The sequence below is a fragment of the Stenotrophomonas sp. YJH_SMC_16 genome (assembly GCF_059367875.1).
The window spans coordinates 754,712-775,401 of sequence record NZ_JCAFRH010000001.1 but is presented as its reverse complement, the minus strand read 5'-3'; the positions used below and the strand labels follow the sequence as shown (position 1 = coordinate 775,401).

Genomic DNA, 20,690 nt, shown 5'->3' with positions numbered 1-20,690 from the left:
GACGGCGCCGGGCTTGCCCGGCGCCACCGTTGCCGATGAGCGCACGCGCGATCTTCCACCTGTTCCTGCATGCGGCCGTGCCAGCGTTGCTGGCATGGCTGTTCTGGCGTAAGCGCTTTGCCTCGGCGTGGCTGCTGATGCTGCTGGGCTGGATCATCGATCTGGATCACCTGCTGGCCGATCCGATCTACGCACCGAACCGCTGCAGCATCGGTTTCCACCCGCTGCACACTGCACCGGCCATCGCCGCCTACGCGGGGCTGTGCGTGCCGAAGAAGACCAGGTTGTTCGGCATCGGTTTGATCATCCACATCGTGCTGGACGCGATTGATTGCTGGTGGATGCATCACCATTGATGGGGAACTGAAATGCCCGGCGAAGGCGGTAGAGTCGACTGTTAGTCGACTGCTCTTGGCTGCGGTGCTGGGAAATCTCGCGCTGCGTGCGAAAGTCGACTAACAGTCGACTCTACCCGCATGGCGTTCCCGCGTTAACGAGTCACCCCAGCGGCAACCACAACGTCGCGCGCAGGCCCGGCTGCGCATTCTCCAGCGCCACGCGCCCGCCATAACTGGCGGCGATATCGCCCACGATTGCCAGGCCCAGCCCGCTGCTGCCCTCGCGCTCATCCAGCCGCACACCGCGCTGGGTGACCTGTGACAGTGACTCCGCGGCCAAGCCCGGGCCGTCGTCGCGTACTTCGATGCGTAGCTGTCCGTCGCTGATGTCTGCGGTGATGTCCACCTGCTGTCGCGCCCAGCGCCCGGCGTTGTCCAGCAGGTTGCCCAGCATCTCTTCCAGATCCGCACTGGCGCCGGCGAACTGCAGCGCCGGATCGATGCCTGCCGCCGTGAACGTGATGCCACGTTCGCCATGCACGCGTGCCATCAACCGGCATAGCGCCTGCGCGACAGTCGCAACGTCGCTGCGCTGGCGATGGTCTGCGGCCAACCCTGCCGCCAGGTAACGGTCAACACTGGCCTGCATGCGTGCGCTCTGCTCGCGCACGGTGGTCCGCCAGTCCGCGCCGTCGCCGTCAGCCTCGGTGGCCAGCACGCTCAATGGGGTTTTCAATGCATGCGCCAGGTCCTGTGCACTGGTGCGCGCGCGCGCGACCATGCGTTGCTGGTGCTCCAGCAGCGCGTTGAGTTCTTCGCCCAGTGGTGCGACCTCTGCCCCCAGTCCCTGCGTGTCGATGCGTTGCGCGTCGCCGCGCCGCACCCGTTCCAGCTGTGCACCGAGGCGGTGCAGCGGACGCAGGCCGAAGTGCACCTGGCTGGCCAGCACCGCCAGCCACGCTGCGACCAGCACACCCAACGCGATGGCGGTGCGCTGCTGAAACGCGGCAACATCGGCATCCAGCGCGCTGCGGTCGGTGGCGACCACGGCCACGAACGGTTCACTGGCACGTGGCAGGCGCACCTGCTGCACACGTGCGCGCAAGGATTGCTGCAGCGGCCCGGCCAGGTTGCGCGTGGCCGGGCCAGTGACGGTGGTGGGAAGCGTTTCATCCCACAACGAGCGTGACTGCAGCAGCACGCGGCCATCGGCACCGGCGATCTGCCAGTAGGAACCGGAGAACACCCGCTGGAAGCGCGCGTCATTCGGTTGCTGGCGCAGGCGCAGCTGTCCTTCCGGGTTCACTTCGGCCTGCGCCAGCAGGGTCAGCATGTCCTGCTGCAGTTCGTGGTCCAGCCGATCACGCGCGCTGCGCTTGAACAGTTCGCCCAGTAGTGCGCTGGCCAGCAGCGAAACCAGCAGCAGGCCGACGCCGCCAGCCAGCAGCAGGCGCCGCCGCAGCGAGGATTGCCGGCTCACGGCGCGGCCAGCCGCCAGCCCTGGCCGCGCACGGTCTGGATCAGATCGATGCCGAGCTTGCGGCGGACCCGACCCAGCAGCATGTCCAGCGCGTTGGAGTCCGGGTCGTGGCCGCCTTCGAACACCTGCTCGCCCAGACGATCACGGCCGATCACCTGGCCGCTGTGGTGGATGAAGTAACTGAGCAGGCGGAACTCCTGCGGGCTCAGCGCCAGCGGCTGTCCGTCCAGTTCGAAGCGGCCGGCGTTGACGTCCAGCTGCAGCGGCCCGCAGTGCAGGCGCGGGCTGGCATGGCCATGGCTGCGGCGGATCAGGGCGCGCATGCGCAGCACCAGTTCGTCGGCCTGGAACGGTTTGGTCAGGTAGTCGTCGGCACCGGCATCGAAGCCGGCCAGCTTGTCGTGCCAGCGCCCGCGCGCGGTCAGCACCAGCACCGGGAAGCCGCGGCCGTTGCCGCGCCAGCGCTCGATCACGCTCAATCCGTCAAGCCCGGGCAGGCCCAGGTCAACGATGGCCGCCTGCAGGTCCTCGATCTGGCCGATTTCCTCGGCCTGGCGGCCATCGGCAACCACGTGCACCACGTAGCCGGCCTGTTCCAGCAGGGGCACCAGGCGCTGTGCCAGTGCGGCATCATCTTCGGCCAACAGGATGCGCATCAGTCGTCGAGCTCCGTCTTCAGCAGCTTTCCGCTGCGCGCATCATAGTCCAGCTCTACCACTACGCCGTCGCCGCGCAGGATCTCCACTTCGTAGACGCCATCGTCCAGCTCCACTTCCAGCAGTTGCCCCGGAAAGCGCTTGAGCGCATCGCGCACCACGCTTTCCAATGGCACGTAGCGGCCCTGCTGCACCGCGCGGCGCGCGACCTGCTGCGCCGGGTCCTGAGCGGGCGCGGCGGCGGTCGGGGCGCTGGCCAGGGCCAGCAGCAGGGGCAGGGTGGAGAGCATCGGGGCGCAGGGAGGGCTGTAGGAACAGGCGTGAGTGTGCCGGGGGTGACTAACAGCTGGCTAACAGTGCCGGCTAAGGCGCTGTTAACCACGGGGTGCATTGTGGCGTTGCCGGGATGGTCCGGCCACGAACACGAACAGGAGAACCCCCATGTTGAAGTCGCTCACCCTCGCCACTGTTGCCCTGCTGACCGTCGCGCCGGCCGTACAGGCCGCGCCGCTGGGCATGGCCCAGGTTGAACAGACCCTGCGCAAGGCCGGCTACACCCAGATCCACGAGATCGAGCGCGATGATGGCCTGTGGGAGGCCGACGTGAGCCGCGCCGATGGCCGCTTCAGCGAGGTCTACGTGGACCCGAAGACCGGCGAGATCTTCGACGAGCACAGCAGCCGCGCGCTGTTGACCACCGAGCAGGTGCTGGCACGAGCACAGGCGCATGGCCTGCGCGAGATCCATTCGCTGGAACGCGATGGCGCGACCTGGTCGCTGGAAGCCCGCAATGCACGCAACCAGAAGGTGGACGTGCGCCTGAGCGGTTATGACGGCCGCATCCTGCACAGCGAGCGCGATGGTTGGCTGGATTGACGTTGGCTATGGTAGGCGCCGACCTTGGTCGGCGCGAAGCGCAAAGCGTGTCGACCAAGGTCGACACCTACCGGCCGGATGGCGTGCGTTGGAAGATGCCAATCTTGGTCGGCGGAAAAGGGATATCCGGCCCAAGCCTCTTCAGCCACCGGCCTCCGTACGTTCAGCCTCGATGATTGGCAGTTGAGCCGCAAAGAAGTTCGCTGCTACAAGCGCATTGATGAGCACGTAGCTGCAGATGGCAGTGTCCAGCCAGGCTCCCGAAAACAGTGAGATCGCCAAGCCCATCGACGCGAGAATGACCGTGGCAAGGAAGTTGCCACCCTTGGCTGCGCGCGATCTGGCCAGAGCGGTGGCCTGACGCCACCAGAATCCATCGGCGTAGCGGCGGCCCTTTGCTATACCGAGATTGTAGCGCTGGACATTGATGCCCCGGATAAGGGCATACACTTCCAACGGCAGCAGGATGAGCAGATTGAAGGCGATCAACAGCGGCGAGAGGACTTCCACGTAGTTTCCTTACCAAGCTGCGGGATTGCAGCGACAAACCAAGCTTGCTGGGGCGCTGCGACACATCCTGTCGCTCGTTCGGAACCCATACGTGGTCCGGACGTTGACGCTGGCCGGAAGGCCAGCGTCTTGTCTTATGGTCGGTCAGTGCTGCGGCTGGACGCGCCAGCGTCCAGTACGCAGCCAGGTCTCATGCGAATTGGGTGAGTACACGCTCAGAAGTCCCTGGTCGTTGGCGCACAGGTAGTTCCAACAGCCGTCTTCAAGGGTCAGATCCGCGAACGTCCGGCCATCCTGGCTGAGCAGGAGCTTGCTGTGGCTTGTGTGCCAGAAGACGCTCATGTTCTCCAGGTGGAAGGCGTCTCGTACGGAAATACTGTCCTTGTCCCGGCTCCATTCGTAGGCTTTGGTAGCACGGAACAACTCGTTGGATCCAAAGCACAGCAGATGATCGGCCATCCGCGTGACCAATACACCGGAACCCTGGTTCATCCGTCCCTCCCACGTGCAATTGCGCCATCCTTTGCCGGGCACGAAGTACTTTACAGCGGGCTCGAGTTCAGTCTTCTTCTTGTCATTGCCGTAGATCCAATTGTAGGTGCAGAAGATCAGCAATGAATGATGGCCTGGAAGTGCACGCAGGGCGTCAACCTCCATACCCTCCGGCAAGTTGGGTGTGCCTTCCCAGTGGGACCAAGGGCTGTCCAATGACTGAGTGGCAAACAGCACCGTCTCGCGATAGCTGCCGGTCTCCTCTGAATCGAACACCAATCCCTTTTTGGTGTACTTGTAACTACAGTCGCGGAGGAATCGCCAGATCCAGATGCCTTCGAACTGTACGATGTCATCTGTAGGCGAACAGGAATAATCCCCTTCGTTGACGGGATACGACGTTCGATTCCAGTGACGGCCGTCGGACGAGTATGCAAAGCCTTCGCTGTAACCGGTGAGAATCCAAGTGCCGCTGACCACGAGGATGTTCTTGGTCGAAGTGGTTTCCACGCCAAAGGGGTGCACCTCCTCCCACTGCACGCGGTCACAACTGAGGTAGTAGCGGCCTTCTTGCGTGGCAACCAGCCAGCGGTCACCGTTGGTCTTCATATCCCGGATCTGCTCCGGGTCGCAGGGTGGGGAGGTGATATCTTCCCAATCGATGCTGACAAGCAGCACCTGACCGTCCTTCTCCACCGCAGCCGAACGGCTGGCCAGGTTCTTCTCGCGCTGCTTCTGGAGTGCAAGCTCCCGTTCACGCAAGCGCCGTTCGAGTACAGGTGTGGAGAAGTCTCCTTCTGCGAACAGTCCTAGCTGGCAGTCGGCATCGTCGCAGGCGCTCGAGAAACTATCCAGTGTTTTCTCCAAACGCCGCTGATAGTGCTCGAATTGATCGCTCCACTGCTCATTTTCTGCAGAGTTGTCGAGATCAAAGTCCGCGTATCCGGAATCGTTCTCGAAGTCGAATCTGGGTAGTCCGAACCGACTTACCAGCGCATTGGCTGAAGACAAGGCACCGGCGTGGTTGGCGAGCAGATCAACCACCTTGCCGCGCATCTGGTTCAGCGTACTGGCACAGGACTTTCGACCCACTGAGAAGGCCGTAGATCCCACCGCCTTGGTGAATTTGCTGAAAATCCCCTCATCAAAGGGAGAGGCGCCAAGGAAGTAGCTGTAATCGATGGCCTTCATGCCGGCCTTGCTCAGGTCACCGGAGAGGTTGATGGCCGCCAGGCTTGCTGCGTGGAGCTCTCGCCTAGCATCAGTGAAGGTGTCAACGAGGCTGAATTCACGATAGCGCAGAACGTTGGACCAGCCAGCAGTCAGCCGCGACAGGCGCGCGCCTGCCTGCAGCACACGTTCGTGATCCTCATCCGCGAGTACCGACTGGATGGCTGCAAGCTGCTCCTTGAACTGTGCTGGCCTGAGCACTCCGAGGATGCGCATTACCTGCGGACTCTCAATTTTTCGTCCTTCAATGGAGAGCAGGAAGAATGCATCCAGCAGCCAGCAGTACACGCGATTGTCATCGGTCAGCAGCACGCGCAGCTCTTCCAGCTGTTCAGCCTGCATGTGGCCGCGGGTGTCCCTCGAGAGGAAGCGCGACACTGCCGTAGGCGTATCAGCCTTGGCGGCCAGGTGGTTGATGAAGTCGCGGCCGAGTGGTCCGCACTCCGAAGCATCCGGCAGGCAGAGCGACAGCAACTCGATGTAGGTGCGCCGCTGGTCTGCGTCCTCGGCTGCATCAAGGAAGCTGTGCTGCTTGATGTCCGGTAGCCGGGAAACCAGCGAGATCTGCTCTTGCTGCTCTTCAGGGGGCGGAAATACGTCGGCCTGGACGTCAAGCCCATTGATGTCGCGGTAAATGGCGATGGCCAGCAGGCCCCCACCCACGATCTCCGCGACCAGGTCACGCAACGTGTACGTCGTTGCCAAGCCGTCGAACTCGTCACCAAAGATGCGGGAGATGATTTTCTCACGCGCGGCATCTGAATTGCACAGCTCATCGTCGCTGATCAGCGCCATGATCCTGCTGTGCTGGTCGGACAGATAGTAGAGCGCATTGAATCCGGTGCCGGAAACATTGGACTGGATGAACGCGGACTCGATCTCAATGTCTTCGGTGACGATTTGGATGTTGCGTCGGTAAAGATCGATGCCAGTAACATCCATCTGGTCGATGAGGTCGATGATGAAGTCAAGCAGGCGGGCCTCGTCATCACAGTTGACGCCAAGATTCTCAAGCGTCACCACCAGGTGATTGATGTCCTCCAGCGTCAGCTCGATATCCTGGTGCTTGAGCATGAAGTCATAAGCGAGCTGTACTACAAGAAGCGAGCGCGGGAGTGAGCGATAGCGCCGCTTGTTTGCCTCGATGTTCAGCGACCACTTGTTGAGCCGGACATTGTTTTCAAGGGGGCGAAGCCGGTTGCCAATCCTGTCGATTGCCTCGTCGAGGAAACAGCGGGTTTCGATGATGAACTCATTCATCGTCCCGAGATTGTTGCGGATGACGGCGATGGCCTGAGCGTTGATCAGGTTCTGCTGCTGAAGCTGTTGGAGATAATACCAGGCAATCTTCTGGATCTTCAGCGTGTCATGTTGGTTGGCAAGCGCATTGTTGCGGGTCGAGCCGCTGATGGCGCCGAGCAGACGTTTGCAGAAGCCGGCCCCGGCCTGCTTCTGCAGCCGGTCCTGGCTGCTGGTCAGCAGTCGGGACGCGTCGAGCGCCAATCGCTGGGTCATGGCCGCATTGCCGCGGTGACGTTCAACAAGATCTGCGACTGCTCGCTGTTCATCCGCGTCGAGCGACGAATGGAAAACGTCCATGGATGTGTCTTCGATGATGCTGTTCATGGCTGGCCTTACAGACGGTTGAGTTTTTCGCGAAGTTGACGACTTTGGGCTTGCAGGGTCGTTATCTGCCCTGCAAAGTGCTTTTCAGAGAGCACCAGCCCCTTGTGGAAATCGGCATAGAACAGTTGGGATTCCTGCAGCAGCTCAAGGGATTGCTGCATTGACAGCCCGTTCTCAACGACCTCGCGGGTTCCTTCCAGCGTCAAGCGGAATGCTTTTTCGACGTGGTTGTCCACGGCGATGGTCATTGCCATCGAGGCAATGATGCCGCCGATGATGCCGCCGACAAGGGCACCCGGTGGCCCGCCCACCATGCCCAGCGTCGCGCCGATGGAGGAGCCCAGGACGCCCGCGCTGGTCTGCAGGATGTTGGTGCCGGTCCGTGTCTCCAGCTCTGCAAACGTCATGCGACCAACCCCGACCATCACCAGGCACTGGACCAAGTCGACGGCGCACACTGCCGCGCCGGCGACACCACCGCGGGCAAGGACGCTGTTGAAGCCTGCGCCTGCAAACAGGGCCGGCATGGCGCGGGTGGCCAGTGCAACGCTTGCGGTCGCCGTGCCGGCTTTGAGCGCCGCATCGCCAGCGGCGATGACGGTGTTCTGCAGGATCCGGTGTACGGCTTGTTCGGTAGTGATCTTTCCGTCGCGGACGTGCTGCAGGTGCTGGAAGGTGTTGATGCTGCCGGCGATCACCGTGGTAACCAGTGCGGCGGAGCCGGCGGCACGCATGCTCTGCTGCAGCGTCGCCTTGTTCAGGTAGCCATCCTGCATCTGTTTGTGAGCAGCTTTCCCCTCTGCGCTACCGGTGCCGAGCTGTTCGGCATCGCGTTTGCTGAGTGGAGTTGAGGCGGCTCCATCGACCTCCATACTGCCTGCAGTTTTGTCGCGGACCTTGGCCGCAGCCTCGGACACGGCGGGACGCGTCTGCTGGTTCTTCAACACGTCGCGCTGGGCAGACTGACGGATACCCTCTATCTGGTCGGATGGCCCGACGAACAGATCGCTGTCCTGGTAACGATGAATGCCGTCCTTGCTTGAGCGGAAGGCTTTCTGGGTTGCATCAGCATCTTTGAAGTACTTGAGCTGCGCACCCAGCAGCTGCTCATCCCCTTTCATCACAACGATATCGTGGGTCGTGTGATTGCGTGGCAGTGGGCTGTTGCTGAACGTGTCGGTGAACGCACGGACATCCTTGTCTTTCAGGATCGCATCAAGATTGAAAGTTTCGGCATGCCACGCTTCGGCCGCAAATCCGCCTTTGATCGCTTTATTCTGGGCAGTCGAAGCAATTCGTTGCATGAGCGTGGTGCTCTGATCGATCTGGTGGATCATCTGGCCGACCTTCTCGGCAGCGGCTCCCGTCCAGATTGGACAGACGCTGACAGCGGCCGGGACTGCTTTTCTGGTTTGATCTTCCATGGAATTTCTCTTGGTAATCAGCATGCTCTGTGCGGGATCGCACAATGATCAGTAAAGGGAAATGACGCGTTGGTTACGGTCAAGAATGGCTTCGCGAAGCCCACTGGGCTGAAGGACCCGGATGTTGTCCCCCAGGCTGTACAGCCACCAGAAATTCTCCTGGTCGTCTGGCAGGTGCGCGTGGAGACGAACCCAGTCCGTAGCCTCCAGCGCTTCAAGATGCTGGTCTTCGCACAGTGGTGTTTCCCGGAGCGTCCAAGCAAGCTGAGGATGGATGTCGGCAATCAGTTCGATGTTTCCCGAGCCTTGCCGCGGTGTGAACGCCGCACCAGGCAGATAGTGGTCCATCTCGAACCCATCATCATCGGAGCGAATATCCAGAAGCGACGCCTGAGCGATGCGATGCAGTGCAAAGTGGCGTACATCCTGGTAGCCGGACACGCTTGCTATCAGATAGCTTGCTGGTCCGCGCGAAACGAGACCCTTGGGATGAAGGGTCATGCGTTTGCTCTCGCCTTTTGTGCGACTGAGATAATCTACTTGTAGCTGGCGTTGATGCAGCAGTGCCTCGGCTACCGTGTTCCAGACGGTTCCATCCACCACCGCGGGCAGCAGCGACTTGCCATTGGGTATGCTGCGTACTCGCTGGGCCCAGCGACCGTGACCACCCGATATCTGGCCATTGATACGAGAGTGTGCATCCGAGAAGTGCGGCCCGAGAAGGGCCATGACATCAGGGGGAAGAACGTGCCGCAGGTGATTCTCGGACAGGCAAAGGGCCAGTGCTTCAGCCGAGCTCATTACTGGAGCTCCTGCCCGCGCATGCGGCTCGTATGACCAGCGATAGGGCCTTTTCCGCCTGATGGCTGCGTCCTCGTGGTCCTTCGAACACATGAGGTTGAAACGGCCATTGAGCATTCCTTCCAGGTCGCGCTGCAATGAGCGTGGGCTGATATCGAAGTCAGGATCCTCCTGAAGCAGCGCATCACGCAGCTGCACCGTCGAGATGCTTGCGGGGTAACGGGGAATCAGACGTAGCAGCACGACGTTGCGTCGTGTTGGGTCCTTCTTCTTGCGGGAGCTCATTTTCTGATCGACGCTCATGGCGATAGTGCGACGTTCAGCGACGCCGTTGCCTTGAGCTTGATCGATGAATGCGACACAACCTGTCGCACGCCACAGAAGCCGGTGCGACGCCGGGCTGCTTCGGCGGGGAAATCGCCCGCCATTCGAAGGCTTGTATTGATCGTGTCAGCGAAGACGCCGCAGACGGCGGTCGGCCAAACTGGAAATCGAGGGGGGCGGTGCCGGTCGAAAAGCGACAATGCTTCTTGCGCGAATGGCTCTTCTGCCGCTGACGCAACAACCAGCGTGTGACATGCGGCCTCGCGATGCCGAGTCCAATGCTCATTGAGCCGTGCTTCCTTGTACGGTACTTCGTCCAACCTCGCCCAGTTTCTGGCGAGCCCCTGATGGTGACGATGACCTGAGCCGCGCAGATTTGCAATACAACCCAGAGCAAATCCATCGCCGTCAAATTAATGGCGTTGGTGGTCTGCCTTGCCCTTATCGCTCACTGCGCATTTAGATTCACAGGTGCGGGTGATGACGGCCTGGATTGCGTGCAACACAGAGCGTGTCGACCAAGTTCGACACCTACCAGCCGAGGGATGTCCTAATCGATGGGTCGGGGCTTACCAGCCAAACGGCGGCGGGTAATCCCAATAGCCCGGCCCGCGGCCGTAATACCCGCCATACGGACCGAAGAAGCCCGGTCCCTTGCCTTCGCTCACGTGGATGTTGACGTTGACCCCGTGGGTCTTGCCCTCATCGGTGGTGTAGTTCTTGCTCAGGTTCAGCGTGGCGGCGTTGTAGTGGCTGTTGCCACCGTTCTTGGAATAGCCGATGCCGGTGGTGAAGCTGCCGGATACCTTGACCTTGTCGTCGGTGACGTCGGCGATCTTCGCGTCGTCGTGCACGCGCGGGCCGCTCTTGTCGCCGTAGTACGTGCCCGGGGGGTCCTGCTGCAGGGCCGGGTCGTTGAGGTAGCGCATCGGCGCCTGCGGCAGCGTCAGGTCCAGGCCGGCCGCCTGCGGCGCGGTGGCGCCTGCGGCGGACTGGGCCAGCACGGTTCCCGGCAGGGCCAGGCACAGCAGCAGGGTCAGGGGGCGGATCATGACGGCGCTCCAGCGGACAGGTGGCCACGCAACACGCGGCGGTACAGGCCGACGCTAGCAGGGGTTGCTTGAATGATGCCTGTCGGCGCCCGCTTACGGTAGAGCCAGGCCATGCCTGGCTGCAGGCTACAACCGGCCGAACCCGAACAGCCCCTCCAGCGCATGCGTGCGCCGCTCGATCCGGGCCCGCAGCAGCTGCGCGCCGATCATCGAATAGGTGATGCCGTTGCCACCGTAGGCCATGGCGAAGTGCACCCGCGGGCCCCATTGTTCGTGCGGGCCGAAGAACGGCAGGCCATCAGCGGTCTCGGCGAAGGTGCCGCCCCAGGAGAACGCCGGCACCGGGTCCAGCCGTGGGAACCAGCGCAGCAGCTGCTTCATCAGCTGGTCGGCCTTGCTCTGAACGCGCCGGTCGCGGCGGGCGGGGATGTCGATGGCGTCGTCCAGCCCGCCGACCAGCAGGCGACAGTCGCCGGTGGCGCGCAGGTACAGGTAGGGGCGGGCGCTCTCCCAGACCATCGTGGTGCGCAGCCGGCCGAGCACGTCCGCATCGATGGGATCGGTGATGAAGGCGTAGCTGCTGCGGTTGCGTGCGACCCGTTGCTTGAGCCAGCGTTGGTTGGCATAGCCCATGGCCAGCACCACGTGGCGTGCGCGGATGGTGGCACCGGCTTCGGTACGGGCGGCCACCCCGCGCGCGGTAGCATCGAGGCTGTGCAGTACGGTGCGGTCATGCACATGGCCGCCGCGCCGACGCAGGCGCTGCAGTAGCGCATAGGTCAGCCGATACGGATCAACCCGGGCCGCCTGCCGGGTCAGCAGGGCGCCGCCGGCCTCAACGTCGAAACGTTCCCGCAGTGCCTCCGGGCCCAGCCAGCGGGCATCCAGGCCGATGCCGCGACGGGCATCGCCCTCGGCCATCAGGCGCGGCACGTCGCGATGGCGGCTGGCCAGGTACAGGCTGTCCATGCGCTGGAAATCCACATCCTTCAACCCGCGCGCCACGTCGCCCAGGGCCGGAATGGCCTCGGCACACGCACGGTAGGCAAGCGCGGCGGCGTCCTGGCCGTAGCGCTGGGCCAGTTCCAGCAGATGGGTATCGATCTCGTACTGCAGCAGCGCGGTGCTCGCGGCCGTGCTGCCCCAGCCGATGTCGCGCTGCTCGATCACCGCCACGTCGTGGCCATGCCGGGACAGTTCGTCGGCAATCAGCGCGCCGGTGATGCCGCCGCCGACCACCAGCACGTCGCAGCGCAGGTCCTGCTGCAGCGGCGGGAAGGCGTGGATCAGGCCATTGCGAACCGCCCACCACGGGTAGCCACTCTTCAGGTCCATGGGTCAGCCTGCCGGATTGATTTCATGCTCGTCCTCAGGCTGATCTGCAAGCAGTCGAGCAAACAGGTCGGGGAGGTCGCGCGCTACCGGGAGGGCGTACTGACGTTCCATGCCAATGAATGGAATCCGCACTACCGGCATTGCTGCGTCCAGTGTGTCGAATCCAAATCCCTCCCCGCCGCCGTCCGACGCGAACAGGAATATGCCCGGCGCGTATGATTCAACTTCATACTCACGATTGAAGTCGACCACCTCTTCCGCTTTCCAGAAGACAATGTAGTTGTCGCCAATAAATCCTTCGCCACCGTTGTGCGCCCTAAGGAATTCAAGGTAACTCTCGGGAAGTGCCACTCCCACGCGGGCTGACAGATCAGCAATGGCCGACATTTCAGCCGGGCCATTGAGCTGTCCCTCTGTCAGGTGATATTCCATGACTGCTCTTCCATGTCTCTCGGGGACTGGTTAAACCAGAAGTTTGCCTGCTGCTGATGAATGTCGCGATGGGGGATAACGTCATGGGCGGAGTCGGTTGGCGTCCACCATTGCCCGTAGATCAGGCCGTGGGCTGGCCGGTATGCGGGGTCTGGATCAGTTCGGACAGATCGAAGCCCTGCAGGCGCGCGGACGCCAGATAATGGTCCTGCACGGTGGCGTCCAGCTGCGGTTCGCGGGCCAGCAGCCACAGGTACTTGCGGTCCGGGCTGCCGACCAGCGCGACGCTGTAGTCCGGGGCGACCTGGATCACCCAGTAGTCGCCCTTGGCGAACGGCAGCCAGCGCAGGCCCTTGGGCAGGAAACTGACCTCCAGGCGCGCGCTGTCGTTGTCGATCGCGCAGGCCTCGCCGGTGGCCTCTTCGATCTCGCCGTCCATGCGGCAGCGGTTGGTGACACCGACGTTGCCGTTGTCGAGCAGGGTGTAGTGCGCCGACACGTCGGTGCAGCCTTCCGGTTCATGGCGCATTGGCAGGCGTGCGATCTCGTACCAGGTGCCCAGGTAGCGGGGCAGCTTGAGGTCGGCAACGGTCTTCAGCGGCGGGTGCTCGGTCATCGGCGGTCGTGGCAGGGGGGGGGCCTCCACGATGCCGATGGCCTTGCCATGGGCGGGTGAAGCCGGGGCGATGGCCGTGTCCAGAACGTTCCGTCGCTGCTGCGGCGTGCCCGTTGTCACCGGTGCGGCGGTATGCTGCCGCCAGCGCCGTGTTTTCCTGATCCAACCGAAGTGGAGGTGCCGATGTACCAGGTGATCCTGTTGAAGAGTGAATCCGCGTTCGCACGCGAACAGTGGCCGCAGGTCGATGATCTGGTCGACTACGAAGGCGTGTCCTACAGCCTGCGTGCCGGGCCGCGCCAGCCGCTGCCGACCGACCACGACTGGCATCCGGTGGCGGTGTACGCGCCCGATGAGATCACCGAGGAAGAGTTCCAGGACTGGTACGCGCTGCAGCAGCCGACCGTGGAAGAGCTGCGCCTGAAGTACTGATATTGCTGCGCGTCGCCCATCCGCCCTTTACCGCCTGTGCCGTATAGTCGCGCGCAGGCGCGGTGGTCCGCGCGAACCGGTGTGGCTGGCGTGTCTTCTTTCCTGCGATCGATCCGTGCACGGGGCCCCTGGTGGGTCCTGATGCTGTGCACCGCCCTCCTGCTGTCCGCGCCGGTGCTGGCACAGGATGAAGACCCCACGCCGAAGCAGCAGCTGGCGGATATCGATGCGAAGCTGAAGGAAGTCGACCGCAAGCGTGGTGATGCCGCGGCCATCGAAACATTGGCCATGCTGTCCGAGGACGCTTCGAAGGCCCGGCGTGACGCCGAGGCGCTGGAGAAGTCGCTGCAGCCGCAGCTGGACCGTCTCGACGAACAGCTAGCGCAGCTGGGCACGCCTGCCGAGGGCACCACCGAGCCGCCCGAACTGGCGGCGCAACGGCGCACGATCAACAAGCAGCGCGACGGCCTGGCCGCATCGGTGGCGCAGGCCAAGACCAGTGCCGTGCGTGCCCAGCAGCTGGCAGCCGACATCGACCAGCAGCGCACTGCGCAGCGCGCCGAAGACATGGGGAAGAAGGTCGCCTCGCCGTTGTCTCCGGCACTGTGGAGCAAGGTGGCCGAGCGCCTGCCCATCGATATCGCACGCGTCGCGCCGTTGGCCGAGCAGGGGCGCGATACGTTCGTTGCCGGCGTCCGGGCCAATGGCTGGGGCACGCCGTTGCTGGGCCTGATCGCCGCGCTGGTGATGATGTTCCCGCTGCGGCTGTGGCTGCGCCGCTTGGGGCGGCAGTTCGCCGCGTCCGATCGTGCGCCTGATGGACGCCTGCGCCGTTCCGGCCTGGCCATGTGGTTGTTGCTGGTCGGCACGTTGCTGCCCGGCTATGCCGTGGTGGTGCTGATGGCGGCGCTGGACGCCATCGATGCCATCGCGCCGCGCCTGCAGGTGGTGGCCGACGGCCTGGAGACGGCCACCTTCCGCGCCGCCTTCATCGCTGCACTCAGCGCCTGCATGCTGGTGCCCAAGCGCCCGTCATGGCGGCTGTTGAACCTGGACGACACCGCCGCGCTGAAGCTGCGCAAGTACGCGTGGGGCGCGGCGGCGCTGGCCTGGCTGAGCACGGTGCTGATGGCCCTCGACCAGGCCACGCGCACCAGCGATGTCACCACGGTGGCGCTGGATGGCCTGATTGCCCTGACCTACCTGGGCCTGATCATGGCCATGCTGGTGACCCTGGCACGCCTGCATCGCCGGCAGACCGCCGAGGCCGAGGCCAAGCTGGAGGCACAGGCCGATGGCGTGGGCGCGGCCACGCCGGTGCGCCGCAGCAGCTGGCTGGTATTGGCACGCGTGGCGGGCAACGTCGCGGTGGTGGCCGCCATCGTCGCGACGTTGCTGGGCTACCTGAACTTCGCCAAGTTCGTGAACCAGCAGCTGATCGGCGGCAGCATCGTGGTGCTGGCAGCGACCCTGCTGTTCAAGTTCGTTGATGACCTGAGCACGTGGATGCTCAACGCGGACAGCAAGGTGGGCCAGACCATCCTGCTCAGCACCGGCCTGAGCGTGTCGCGCCTGGAGCAGGCCGGCGTGCTGCTGTCGGCGGCGCTGCGTACCGTGGTTGTGCTGCTCACGCTGCTTGCCCTGGTGGCGCCGTTCGGCAACATCGGCGCAGTAGTGGACCGATTCACTTCTCTGTTCACGACCGGCTTCGATATCGGTGGTACCAGGCTGGCACCGGCAGGGATCGTGATGGCGGTACTGGCGCTGCTGGCCGGCCTGGCGATCACCCAGCTGGTGCAGCGCTGGCTGACCGACACCTACCTGCCCAAGACCGAACTGGATCTGGGCGCACGCAATTCGGTCAGCACCGTCGCCCGTTACGTCGGCATCATCATCGCGGTGATCTGGGCCCTGAGCGCGATGGGACTGCAGCTGAGCAAGCTGGCACTGCTGGTCAGCGCGCTGTCGGTGGGTATTGGTTTCGGCCTGCAGGTGATCACCCAGAACTTCGTCTCCGGCCTGATCCTGCTGGCCGAGCGCCCGGTGAAGATCGGTGACTGGGTGAAGCTGGGTGATCAGGAAGGCGACATCCGCCGCATCAGCCTGCGTTCGACCGAGATCCAGGTGGGGGACAAATCGACCCTGATCGTGCCCAACTCCGAGCTGGTCACCAAGACCGTGCGCAACATGACGATGGGCAACAACCAGGGCCGCATCCAGATCCAGTTCGCGGTGCCGCCCAGCACCGATGTCGGCAACCTGCGGCAGGCGCTGCTGGATGCGTACACCGCGCACACCAACGTGCTGAATCAGCCGGCACCGACGGTCTACATCGACAGCATTGCCGGTGGCCAGATCACCATCAACAGCTTCGCGTACGTAGCCAGCCCGCGGCAGGTGTATGCGACCCGCAGCGATCTGTACTTCAGCCTGCTGCAGATCCTGGCAGAGCGGAACATTCCGCTGTCGACCCCGACCGATATCCACATCACCCGCGATCCGCAGGAGTAGGGGGTGTTCTGCAGGGCTGCGCCCTGCACCCGCCGAAGCAACGGCCGAAGCAACAGCCGAAGCAACAGCAACGGCAACAGCGTGCATTCCGTGGGATGGCGAGGTGGGTCCGGTTGCGGGAGACGCCGTAAACCCATCCATGGGGGCTTGGCCGCGGCATCCATGCCGCGGACACTCCCGCAACCGGACCCACCCCGCCTTCGACAGTTTTCCGCGATCTGTTGGAAATACTATTGGGGTCAGATCCGTTTTCCTCCGGAAAACGGATCTGACCCCATTTTGATTTTCGATATCTGACAGATTGTGTCGACCAAGGTCGACACCCACCAACAGCACACGGAATCTGTCAGAGGTGGGGCGGTGTGGGTTGGCAGGACCGTTGGCGCCATGGATGGCGCCATCGAGCCCCCAGGGACGGGTTTACGGCGTGTCCTGCCAACCCACACCGTCCCGCCATCCCACGGAATGCACGCTGTTGCCGTTGCTGTTGCCCCGGCTTGTAGCGGGTGCAGGGCGCAGCCCTGCAAAGAACCCTACCCCCGCGGTCGGCTGCGCGAGGGCACCAGTGCGAACGTATCCACCGCCAGCTTCTCGGCGTGGTTCAACCACGCGCGGATCTCCAGATCGTCCACTTCGTGATCCAGCCCGAACGACACGTTGATCTTGCCGTCAGCATCGGGCTGCACCCACTGCTGGGCCAGCACCACCTTGCGCTGCGACGACACCGCTTCGATCCAGAAACCACGATCCGGGCGCGTACTCGCCACCAGCTGCAGCATGTACTGGCCGGCGCGGGTACGGCGGCCCTTCTGGGTGATCATGTGTGCCTGGCGCACGCTCGGGCGTGGGCCCTGGAAGGCGTCCAGCGGCGCATCCACGGCAATGCCGCCACGCAGGTCGTTGTCGCGGTACAGCTTGATGCCGTTGTCGCGGTTGACCAGCAGGGCGCACCAGTCACCGTCGGCCGAGCCGTCCTCGAACGCGGTGCAACGGTCGACATAGGCCAGGGTGTTGTCCGGGTTGGCATCATCGAACTGGCGCGAGGTGTTTTCCAGATACACGGACTTCAAACCCCAGTCCTTGTCGTACTCGAGCAGCACCGGTGGCTGCACGTGCTGCAGGCCGACCACCACCTGGTCGTCGCCGTCGATCTTCAGCTCGCGGGTCGGTTCACCCAGCCACAGTGAACGGGCGAAGGCCAGATACTGCGGGTAGTCGCGGCCACCGTCGCGGCGTGCGGCGACGCTGGCGCTCGGCGCGCGCTGGGTATCGATCAGCGAACGGCCAAAGCCCATCGTCTTCAGGTTCGGGTCCAGCAGGCTGAGCAGGGTCGCACCCGAATCCAGGGTGGTGCCGGCGTCGGCGCTGAGCTGCTGCGGGGCAATGCCATCGCCCAGAAACAGCAGCAGGTTCTCGCGTTTCTGCCGGGTCAGAATGTGGGTCAGATCGTTGGGCATCGCCAGGTGATCGGAGGCGATCACGATCAACGTGTCCTTGCCGTAGGGGCTGGCCTGGATGCGCTGCACCAGCTGCGAGATCAGCCGGTCACTGCACTTGAGCGCGTTGAGCATGTTGATGTTGCCGTACTGGCTCTGGTAGCGCTCGCCCTTGCACGACACCGGCAGATGGCCGGCTGGGTGATGGGTATCCATGGTCAGCGTGGTCAGCATGAACGGCGAGCCGGCGCGCGAGAGCTGCTCGAAGCGCTGGTAGGCGGTGTCCAGCAGCACGTCGTCGTGCACGCCCCAGGCCGAGTAGTGGATGCGGCCGATCTTCTTCTGCTGCTTGAACCAGGCCAGGTCATGCACTTCATCGAAACCGTGGCTGGCCAGGAACTGGCCCTTGCCGGCGAACTGGCCGTTGGCACCGCCCAGATAGTGGTTGGTGTAGCCCTGCTGCTTCAGGTAGTCGCCCAGGCATACCGCCTTGGGCAGGAAGCTGCCCATGCGGTCCATGCTGTTCTCATCGCCCTGCGAGGTGGTCAACGGCACGCCGCACATCGACGACACCAGGCCGGCGATGGTCCAGCCGCTGCCTTCGGCCGAGGCCAGCCCGCGCACGTCCAGCGACTTTGTGGCCAGCCGGTTGAGATTGGGCATCAGGCCCGGGAACACGTTCTCATCCAGGTAGGTGCGCTCCAGGCTTTCGCCGTAGATCCAGACGATGTTGCGCGGGCGCTGCAGCGGCTGCGTCGGCACCTGGTACTCGGGGGCGATGCGCGCGAAGTCGACCGGGCGCAGCTGCTGGTAGAGGCGCTGGCCGTCGCGGGCCAGTGGGCTGATCATGATCGTGGCCACCCACACGGCCGCGAAACCGGCGAACAACGCGCCACCGTGGCCGGGCCGGCGCCAGCGCTTCACCCGCGTGGCGAACAGCGGCAGCAGCGAGACCAGCGCCAGCACGATGAAGCCGGCGATGTAGCCCTTGAAGTCGGAGACACCGGCGCCTTCCATGTCGGCGCCGAGGTGGTACAGGGTTGCAGCGTTGAATCCATCACCGGACAGCTTGTCGATCAGCCACCATGCGCTGAGCATGAGCAGCAGCAGCGAGAATGCGCTGGCCTTCCACCACACCCACTTGTCGGACGCGAGGAACAGCCAGCACAGCAGCAACAACGACAACAACAGTATCCAGAGCATAGGCAGCTTCGGCAGTGACGGGATGTTGATGGACGTCGTACCGACGCGTGTCCATCCGACCGGCGCTGTCGCAAGCACATGCACATGACAGGCCGATGACCCGATAGTGCATGCACGAACCTGACTGAAATGTTTGTTGGAATGACGCGCGCGAAATCGCGCTCAGAAGGTAAAACGAGCGTGAAAGGCTACGTTGGATTGCATTAAAAACCGCATGAATACGGCGTTTTCGTTGATGTGCTAGCGATGCCCGCGTTCTTCGCGTGCCCGTGCGCGACGGTCGAACAGCAATGCACTGGTCACGATGCCAAGGCCGAGCACCACGCCGATGAACAACAGAATCAGCGCAATCAGCGGGTAGCCGAACAGATGCCAGCCGGTGTCGATCTTCATCATCATCGCGGCGGCCATGATCAACGCGGCGCTGATGATGCCGGCCGCGACGCGGTTGGCGATCTTCTGCAGGTTCTCCATCAACCGCGATTCTTCCAGGCCGGTCACCTTCATCTGCAGGCGGTTTTCGGCCAGCAGGGCCATGATGTCCGACAGCTTGCGCGGCCCATCGCGCAGCAGCTGCTGCAGCTCCATCGCCTCGCTGGCGAGGTTGGCGGCAGACAGCGATTTCTTCAGGCGTGCGCGCATCACGTGCTGCAGCTGGCGCTCGACGATGCGACGTGTTTCCAGCTCTGGTGCCAGCAGCCGGCACACGGTTTCCAGGTTGAGCAGTGCCTTGCCCAGCAGGCTCAGTTCCGGCGGCGTGCGCAGCCCGCAGGCGGTGGCGATGCGCACCATGTCCAGCACCACGCGGCCTTCGGAGAACGTGCCGCTGGCGGCGTAACGCGCGATCAACTGGCCGGTCTCGCGCAGATAACGTTCCTCGTCGAACGCCTCCAGCCGCGTGCTGATGTTGATCAGGTCGTCGGCCACTTCCTCGCCACGGCCATCGACCGCTGCGAACAGGATCTTCAGCAGGCGCTCGCGCAGGCGCGGCGGCATGTGCGCGACCATGCCCAGGTCGAAGATCGCCAGCCGGCCATCGGGCATCACCCGCAGGTTTCCCGGATGCGGATCGGCGTGGATCTCGCCATGCACGAAGATCTGGTCCAGGTAGCCGCGGATCAGCGCGGCGGCCAGTGGATCCATCGATTGCTCGGTGCGGCGCACATCGGGAATCGCATCCACGCGCACGCCGGTGGCCAGTTCCATGGTCAGCACGCGCTGGCTGCTGTAGTCCCACAGCGGCTGCGGTATCCACAGGCGGCGGAACGGCTTCAGGTGCCGGCCGAAACGGGCCAGGTTCTCGGCCTCGGCGTGGTAGTCCAGCTCCTGCATCAGGGTCTTGGCGAACTCGTTGAGCCAGTCGCGCAGGCGCACGCGGCGGCCGACCTGGGTCAGGTGGTCGGCGGCCAGCGCGAAGCTGCGCAGCGCCTCCAGGTCCGAACGCAGCTGCGCGGCGACTTCAGGCTTCTGCACCTTCACTGCTACCTGGCGGCCATCGTGCAGCACCGCGCGGTGCACCTGCGCGATCGACGCGCAGCCCAGTGGCTCGGGATCGAACGCAGCGAACAGCTTGTTCACCGGGGCGCCCAGCTCCTGCTCGACGATGGCATGGATGCGCTCGACCGGAATCTCGGCCACCTTCTCCTGCATGCGCTCCAGCGCCGTGGCGAACTCCACCGGCACCATGTCCGGGCGGGTAGAGAGCATCTGGCCCAGCTTGACGAAGGTGGGCCCCAAGGCTTCCAGGTCACTGACGAACTGTTCCGGGTTGCCATCTGCCGGTACGTCGGCCGGATTGCCCGCGGCATCCAGGTTCATGCCGGAAAATACGCCTGAATGGCGGTAGCGCATCAACAGGCGCAGGATCTGGCTGCGCCGGTTCATGCCTTTGACCAGCGGGGGATTGCCATTGGCGG

17 protein-coding genes are annotated in these 20,690 nt (G+C 63.7%); 4 read left to right on the top strand and 13 right to left on the bottom strand.

The window, feature by feature from the left end; translation table 11 throughout:
• Window positions 1–35: 35 nt before the first annotated feature.
• Window positions 36–356 carry a DUF6122 family protein gene (locus tag AC5P6E_RS03485; protein ID WP_019336297.1) on the top strand — a complete coding sequence of 107 codons (321 nt, stop codon included), beginning with the start codon at window positions 36–38 and terminating at the stop codon, window positions 354–356.
• Window positions 357–498: 142 nt separating this feature from the next.
• Here AC5P6E_RS03485 and AC5P6E_RS03480 read toward each other — a convergent pair whose 3' ends face one another.
• From AC5P6E_RS03480 to AC5P6E_RS03470, 3 genes are read right to left on the bottom strand one after another with little or no spacing between them, the layout of a single operon-like run.
• Window positions 499–1,818, bottom strand: coding sequence for a sensor histidine kinase (locus AC5P6E_RS03480; protein ID WP_495230697.1), 1,320 nt, complete (start codon window positions 1,816–1,818; stop codon window positions 499–501).
• Window positions 1,815–2,474, bottom strand: coding sequence for a response regulator transcription factor (locus AC5P6E_RS03475; RefSeq protein WP_019336299.1), 660 nt, complete (start codon window positions 2,472–2,474; stop codon window positions 1,815–1,817). Before AC5P6E_RS03475 ends, AC5P6E_RS03480 begins: the two co-directional genes overlap by 4 nt.
• Entirely contained in the window at window positions 2,474–2,764 is a 291-nt protein-coding gene (locus AC5P6E_RS03470; protein WP_005411366.1) for a PepSY domain-containing protein, read from the bottom strand. Before AC5P6E_RS03470 ends, AC5P6E_RS03475 begins: the two co-directional genes overlap by 1 nt.
• 151 nt (window positions 2,765–2,915) lie before the next feature.
• On the opposite strand from AC5P6E_RS03470, the gene AC5P6E_RS03465 reads away from it, so the two are divergent.
• A complete protein-coding gene (locus tag AC5P6E_RS03465) occupies window positions 2,916–3,350 on the top strand; it encodes a PepSY domain-containing protein (protein WP_019336300.1) in 435 nt (144 codons plus the stop codon).
• A 141-nt stretch (window positions 3,351–3,491) separates the two neighbouring features.
• Here AC5P6E_RS03465 and AC5P6E_RS03460 read toward each other — a convergent pair whose 3' ends face one another.
• From AC5P6E_RS03460 to AC5P6E_RS03425, 8 genes are all read right to left on the bottom strand, one after another.
• Window positions 3,492–3,860 carry a hypothetical protein gene (locus AC5P6E_RS03460; RefSeq protein ID WP_019336287.1) on the bottom strand — a complete coding sequence of 123 codons (369 nt, stop codon included), beginning with the start codon at window positions 3,858–3,860 and terminating at the stop codon, window positions 3,492–3,494.
• Between the two features lie 144 nt (window positions 3,861–4,004).
• On the bottom strand, window positions 4,005–7,208 hold the full coding sequence (locus tag AC5P6E_RS03455) for a hypothetical protein (RefSeq protein WP_019336288.1): 3,204 nt from the start codon (window positions 7,206–7,208) through the stop codon (window positions 4,005–4,007).
• Between the two features lie 8 nt (window positions 7,209–7,216).
• Window positions 7,217–8,632, bottom strand: a complete 1,416-nt coding sequence (locus tag AC5P6E_RS03450; RefSeq protein ID WP_029550633.1) for a hypothetical protein — start codon at window positions 8,630–8,632, stop codon at window positions 7,217–7,219.
• Between the two features lie 48 nt (window positions 8,633–8,680).
• Window positions 8,681–9,736: a helix-turn-helix transcriptional regulator gene (locus tag AC5P6E_RS03445; protein ID WP_088027679.1), complete on the bottom strand. Its 1,056-nt coding sequence runs from the start codon at window positions 9,734–9,736 to the stop codon at window positions 8,681–8,683.
• A gap of 590 nt (window positions 9,737–10,326) precedes the next feature.
• Complete coding sequence (locus AC5P6E_RS03440) at window positions 10,327–10,809, bottom strand: hypothetical protein (protein WP_005411364.1); 483 nt, start codon at window positions 10,807–10,809, stop codon at window positions 10,327–10,329.
• 126 nt (window positions 10,810–10,935) lie between these two features.
• The gene (locus AC5P6E_RS03435) at window positions 10,936–12,144 is read right to left on the bottom strand and encodes an NAD(P)/FAD-dependent oxidoreductase (protein WP_019336292.1); all 1,209 of its coding nucleotides are present in this window, start codon (window positions 12,142–12,144) and stop codon (window positions 10,936–10,938) included.
• 3 nt (window positions 12,145–12,147) lie between these two features.
• Entirely contained in the window at window positions 12,148–12,576 is a 429-nt protein-coding gene (locus tag AC5P6E_RS03430) for an SMI1/KNR4 family protein (RefSeq protein WP_019336293.1), read from the bottom strand.
• Window positions 12,577–12,697: 121 nt separating this feature from the next.
• Entirely contained in the window at window positions 12,698–13,192 is a 495-nt protein-coding gene (locus tag AC5P6E_RS03425) for a lipocalin family protein (RefSeq protein WP_019336294.1), read from the bottom strand.
• A 183-nt stretch (window positions 13,193–13,375) separates the two neighbouring features.
• Between AC5P6E_RS03425 and AC5P6E_RS03420 the strand changes: the two genes are divergently transcribed.
• Window positions 13,376–13,624, top strand: coding sequence for a hypothetical protein (locus AC5P6E_RS03420; RefSeq protein ID WP_006474562.1), 249 nt, complete (start codon window positions 13,376–13,378; stop codon window positions 13,622–13,624).
• Window positions 13,625–13,765: 141 nt separating this feature from the next.
• Window positions 13,766–16,135 (top strand): DUF3772 domain-containing protein, encoded by a 2,370-nt coding sequence (locus tag AC5P6E_RS03415; RefSeq protein WP_050815671.1) that lies wholly within the window; start codon window positions 13,766–13,768, stop codon window positions 16,133–16,135.
• A gap of 533 nt (window positions 16,136–16,668) precedes the next feature.
• Here the strand turns inward: AC5P6E_RS03415 and AC5P6E_RS03410 are convergent.
• Both AC5P6E_RS03410 and AC5P6E_RS03405 read right to left on the bottom strand, forming a co-directional pair.
• Complete coding sequence (locus AC5P6E_RS03410; protein WP_019338539.1) at window positions 16,669–18,774, bottom strand: phosphoglycerol transferase I; 2,106 nt, start codon at window positions 18,772–18,774, stop codon at window positions 16,669–16,671.
• A gap of 240 nt (window positions 18,775–19,014) precedes the next feature.
• Window positions 19,015–20,658, bottom strand: coding sequence for an ABC1 kinase family protein (locus tag AC5P6E_RS03405; protein ID WP_237707049.1), 1,644 nt, complete (start codon window positions 20,656–20,658; stop codon window positions 19,015–19,017).
• Window positions 20,659–20,690: the final 32 nt, after the last annotated feature.

Bases quoted from the DNA above. Each gene is read 5' to 3' on its own strand.
- AC5P6E_RS03485 (WP_019336297.1), top strand. From the start codon at position 36: ATGAGCGCACGCGCGATCTTCCACCTGTTCCTGCATGCGGCCGTGCCA.
- AC5P6E_RS03475 (WP_019336299.1), bottom strand. From the start codon at position 2,474: ATGCGCATCCTGTTGGCCGAAGATGATGCCGCACTGGCACAGCGCCTG.
- AC5P6E_RS03470 (WP_005411366.1), bottom strand. From the start codon at position 2,764: ATGCTCTCCACCCTGCCCCTGCTGCTGGCCCTGGCCAGCGCCCCGACC.
- AC5P6E_RS03465 (WP_019336300.1), top strand. From the start codon at position 2,916: ATGTTGAAGTCGCTCACCCTCGCCACTGTTGCCCTGCTGACCGTCGCG.
- AC5P6E_RS03455 (WP_019336288.1), bottom strand. From the start codon at position 7,208: ATGAACAGCATCATCGAAGACACATCCATGGACGTTTTCCATTCGTCG.
- AC5P6E_RS03450 (WP_029550633.1), bottom strand. From the start codon at position 8,632: ATGGAAGATCAAACCAGAAAAGCAGTCCCGGCCGCTGTCAGCGTCTGT.
- AC5P6E_RS03445 (WP_088027679.1), bottom strand. From the start codon at position 9,736: ATGAGCGTCGATCAGAAAATGAGCTCCCGCAAGAAGAAGGACCCAACA.
- AC5P6E_RS03440 (WP_005411364.1), bottom strand. From the start codon at position 10,809: ATGATCCGCCCCCTGACCCTGCTGCTGTGCCTGGCCCTGCCGGGAACC.
- AC5P6E_RS03435 (WP_019336292.1), bottom strand. From the start codon at position 12,144: ATGGACCTGAAGAGTGGCTACCCGTGGTGGGCGGTTCGCAATGGCCTG.
- AC5P6E_RS03430 (WP_019336293.1), bottom strand. From the start codon at position 12,576: ATGGAATATCACCTGACAGAGGGACAGCTCAATGGCCCGGCTGAAATG.
- AC5P6E_RS03425 (WP_019336294.1), bottom strand. From the start codon at position 13,192: ATGACCGAGCACCCGCCGCTGAAGACCGTTGCCGACCTCAAGCTGCCC.
- AC5P6E_RS03420 (WP_006474562.1), top strand. From the start codon at position 13,376: ATGTACCAGGTGATCCTGTTGAAGAGTGAATCCGCGTTCGCACGCGAA.
- AC5P6E_RS03415 (WP_050815671.1), top strand. From the start codon at position 13,766: ATGCTGTGCACCGCCCTCCTGCTGTCCGCGCCGGTGCTGGCACAGGAT.
- AC5P6E_RS03410 (WP_019338539.1), bottom strand. From the start codon at position 18,774: ATGCTCTGGATACTGTTGTTGTCGTTGTTGCTGCTGTGCTGGCTGTTC.
- AC5P6E_RS03405 (WP_237707049.1), bottom strand. From the start codon at position 20,658: ATGAACCGGCGCAGCCAGATCCTGCGCCTGTTGATGCGCTACCGCCAT.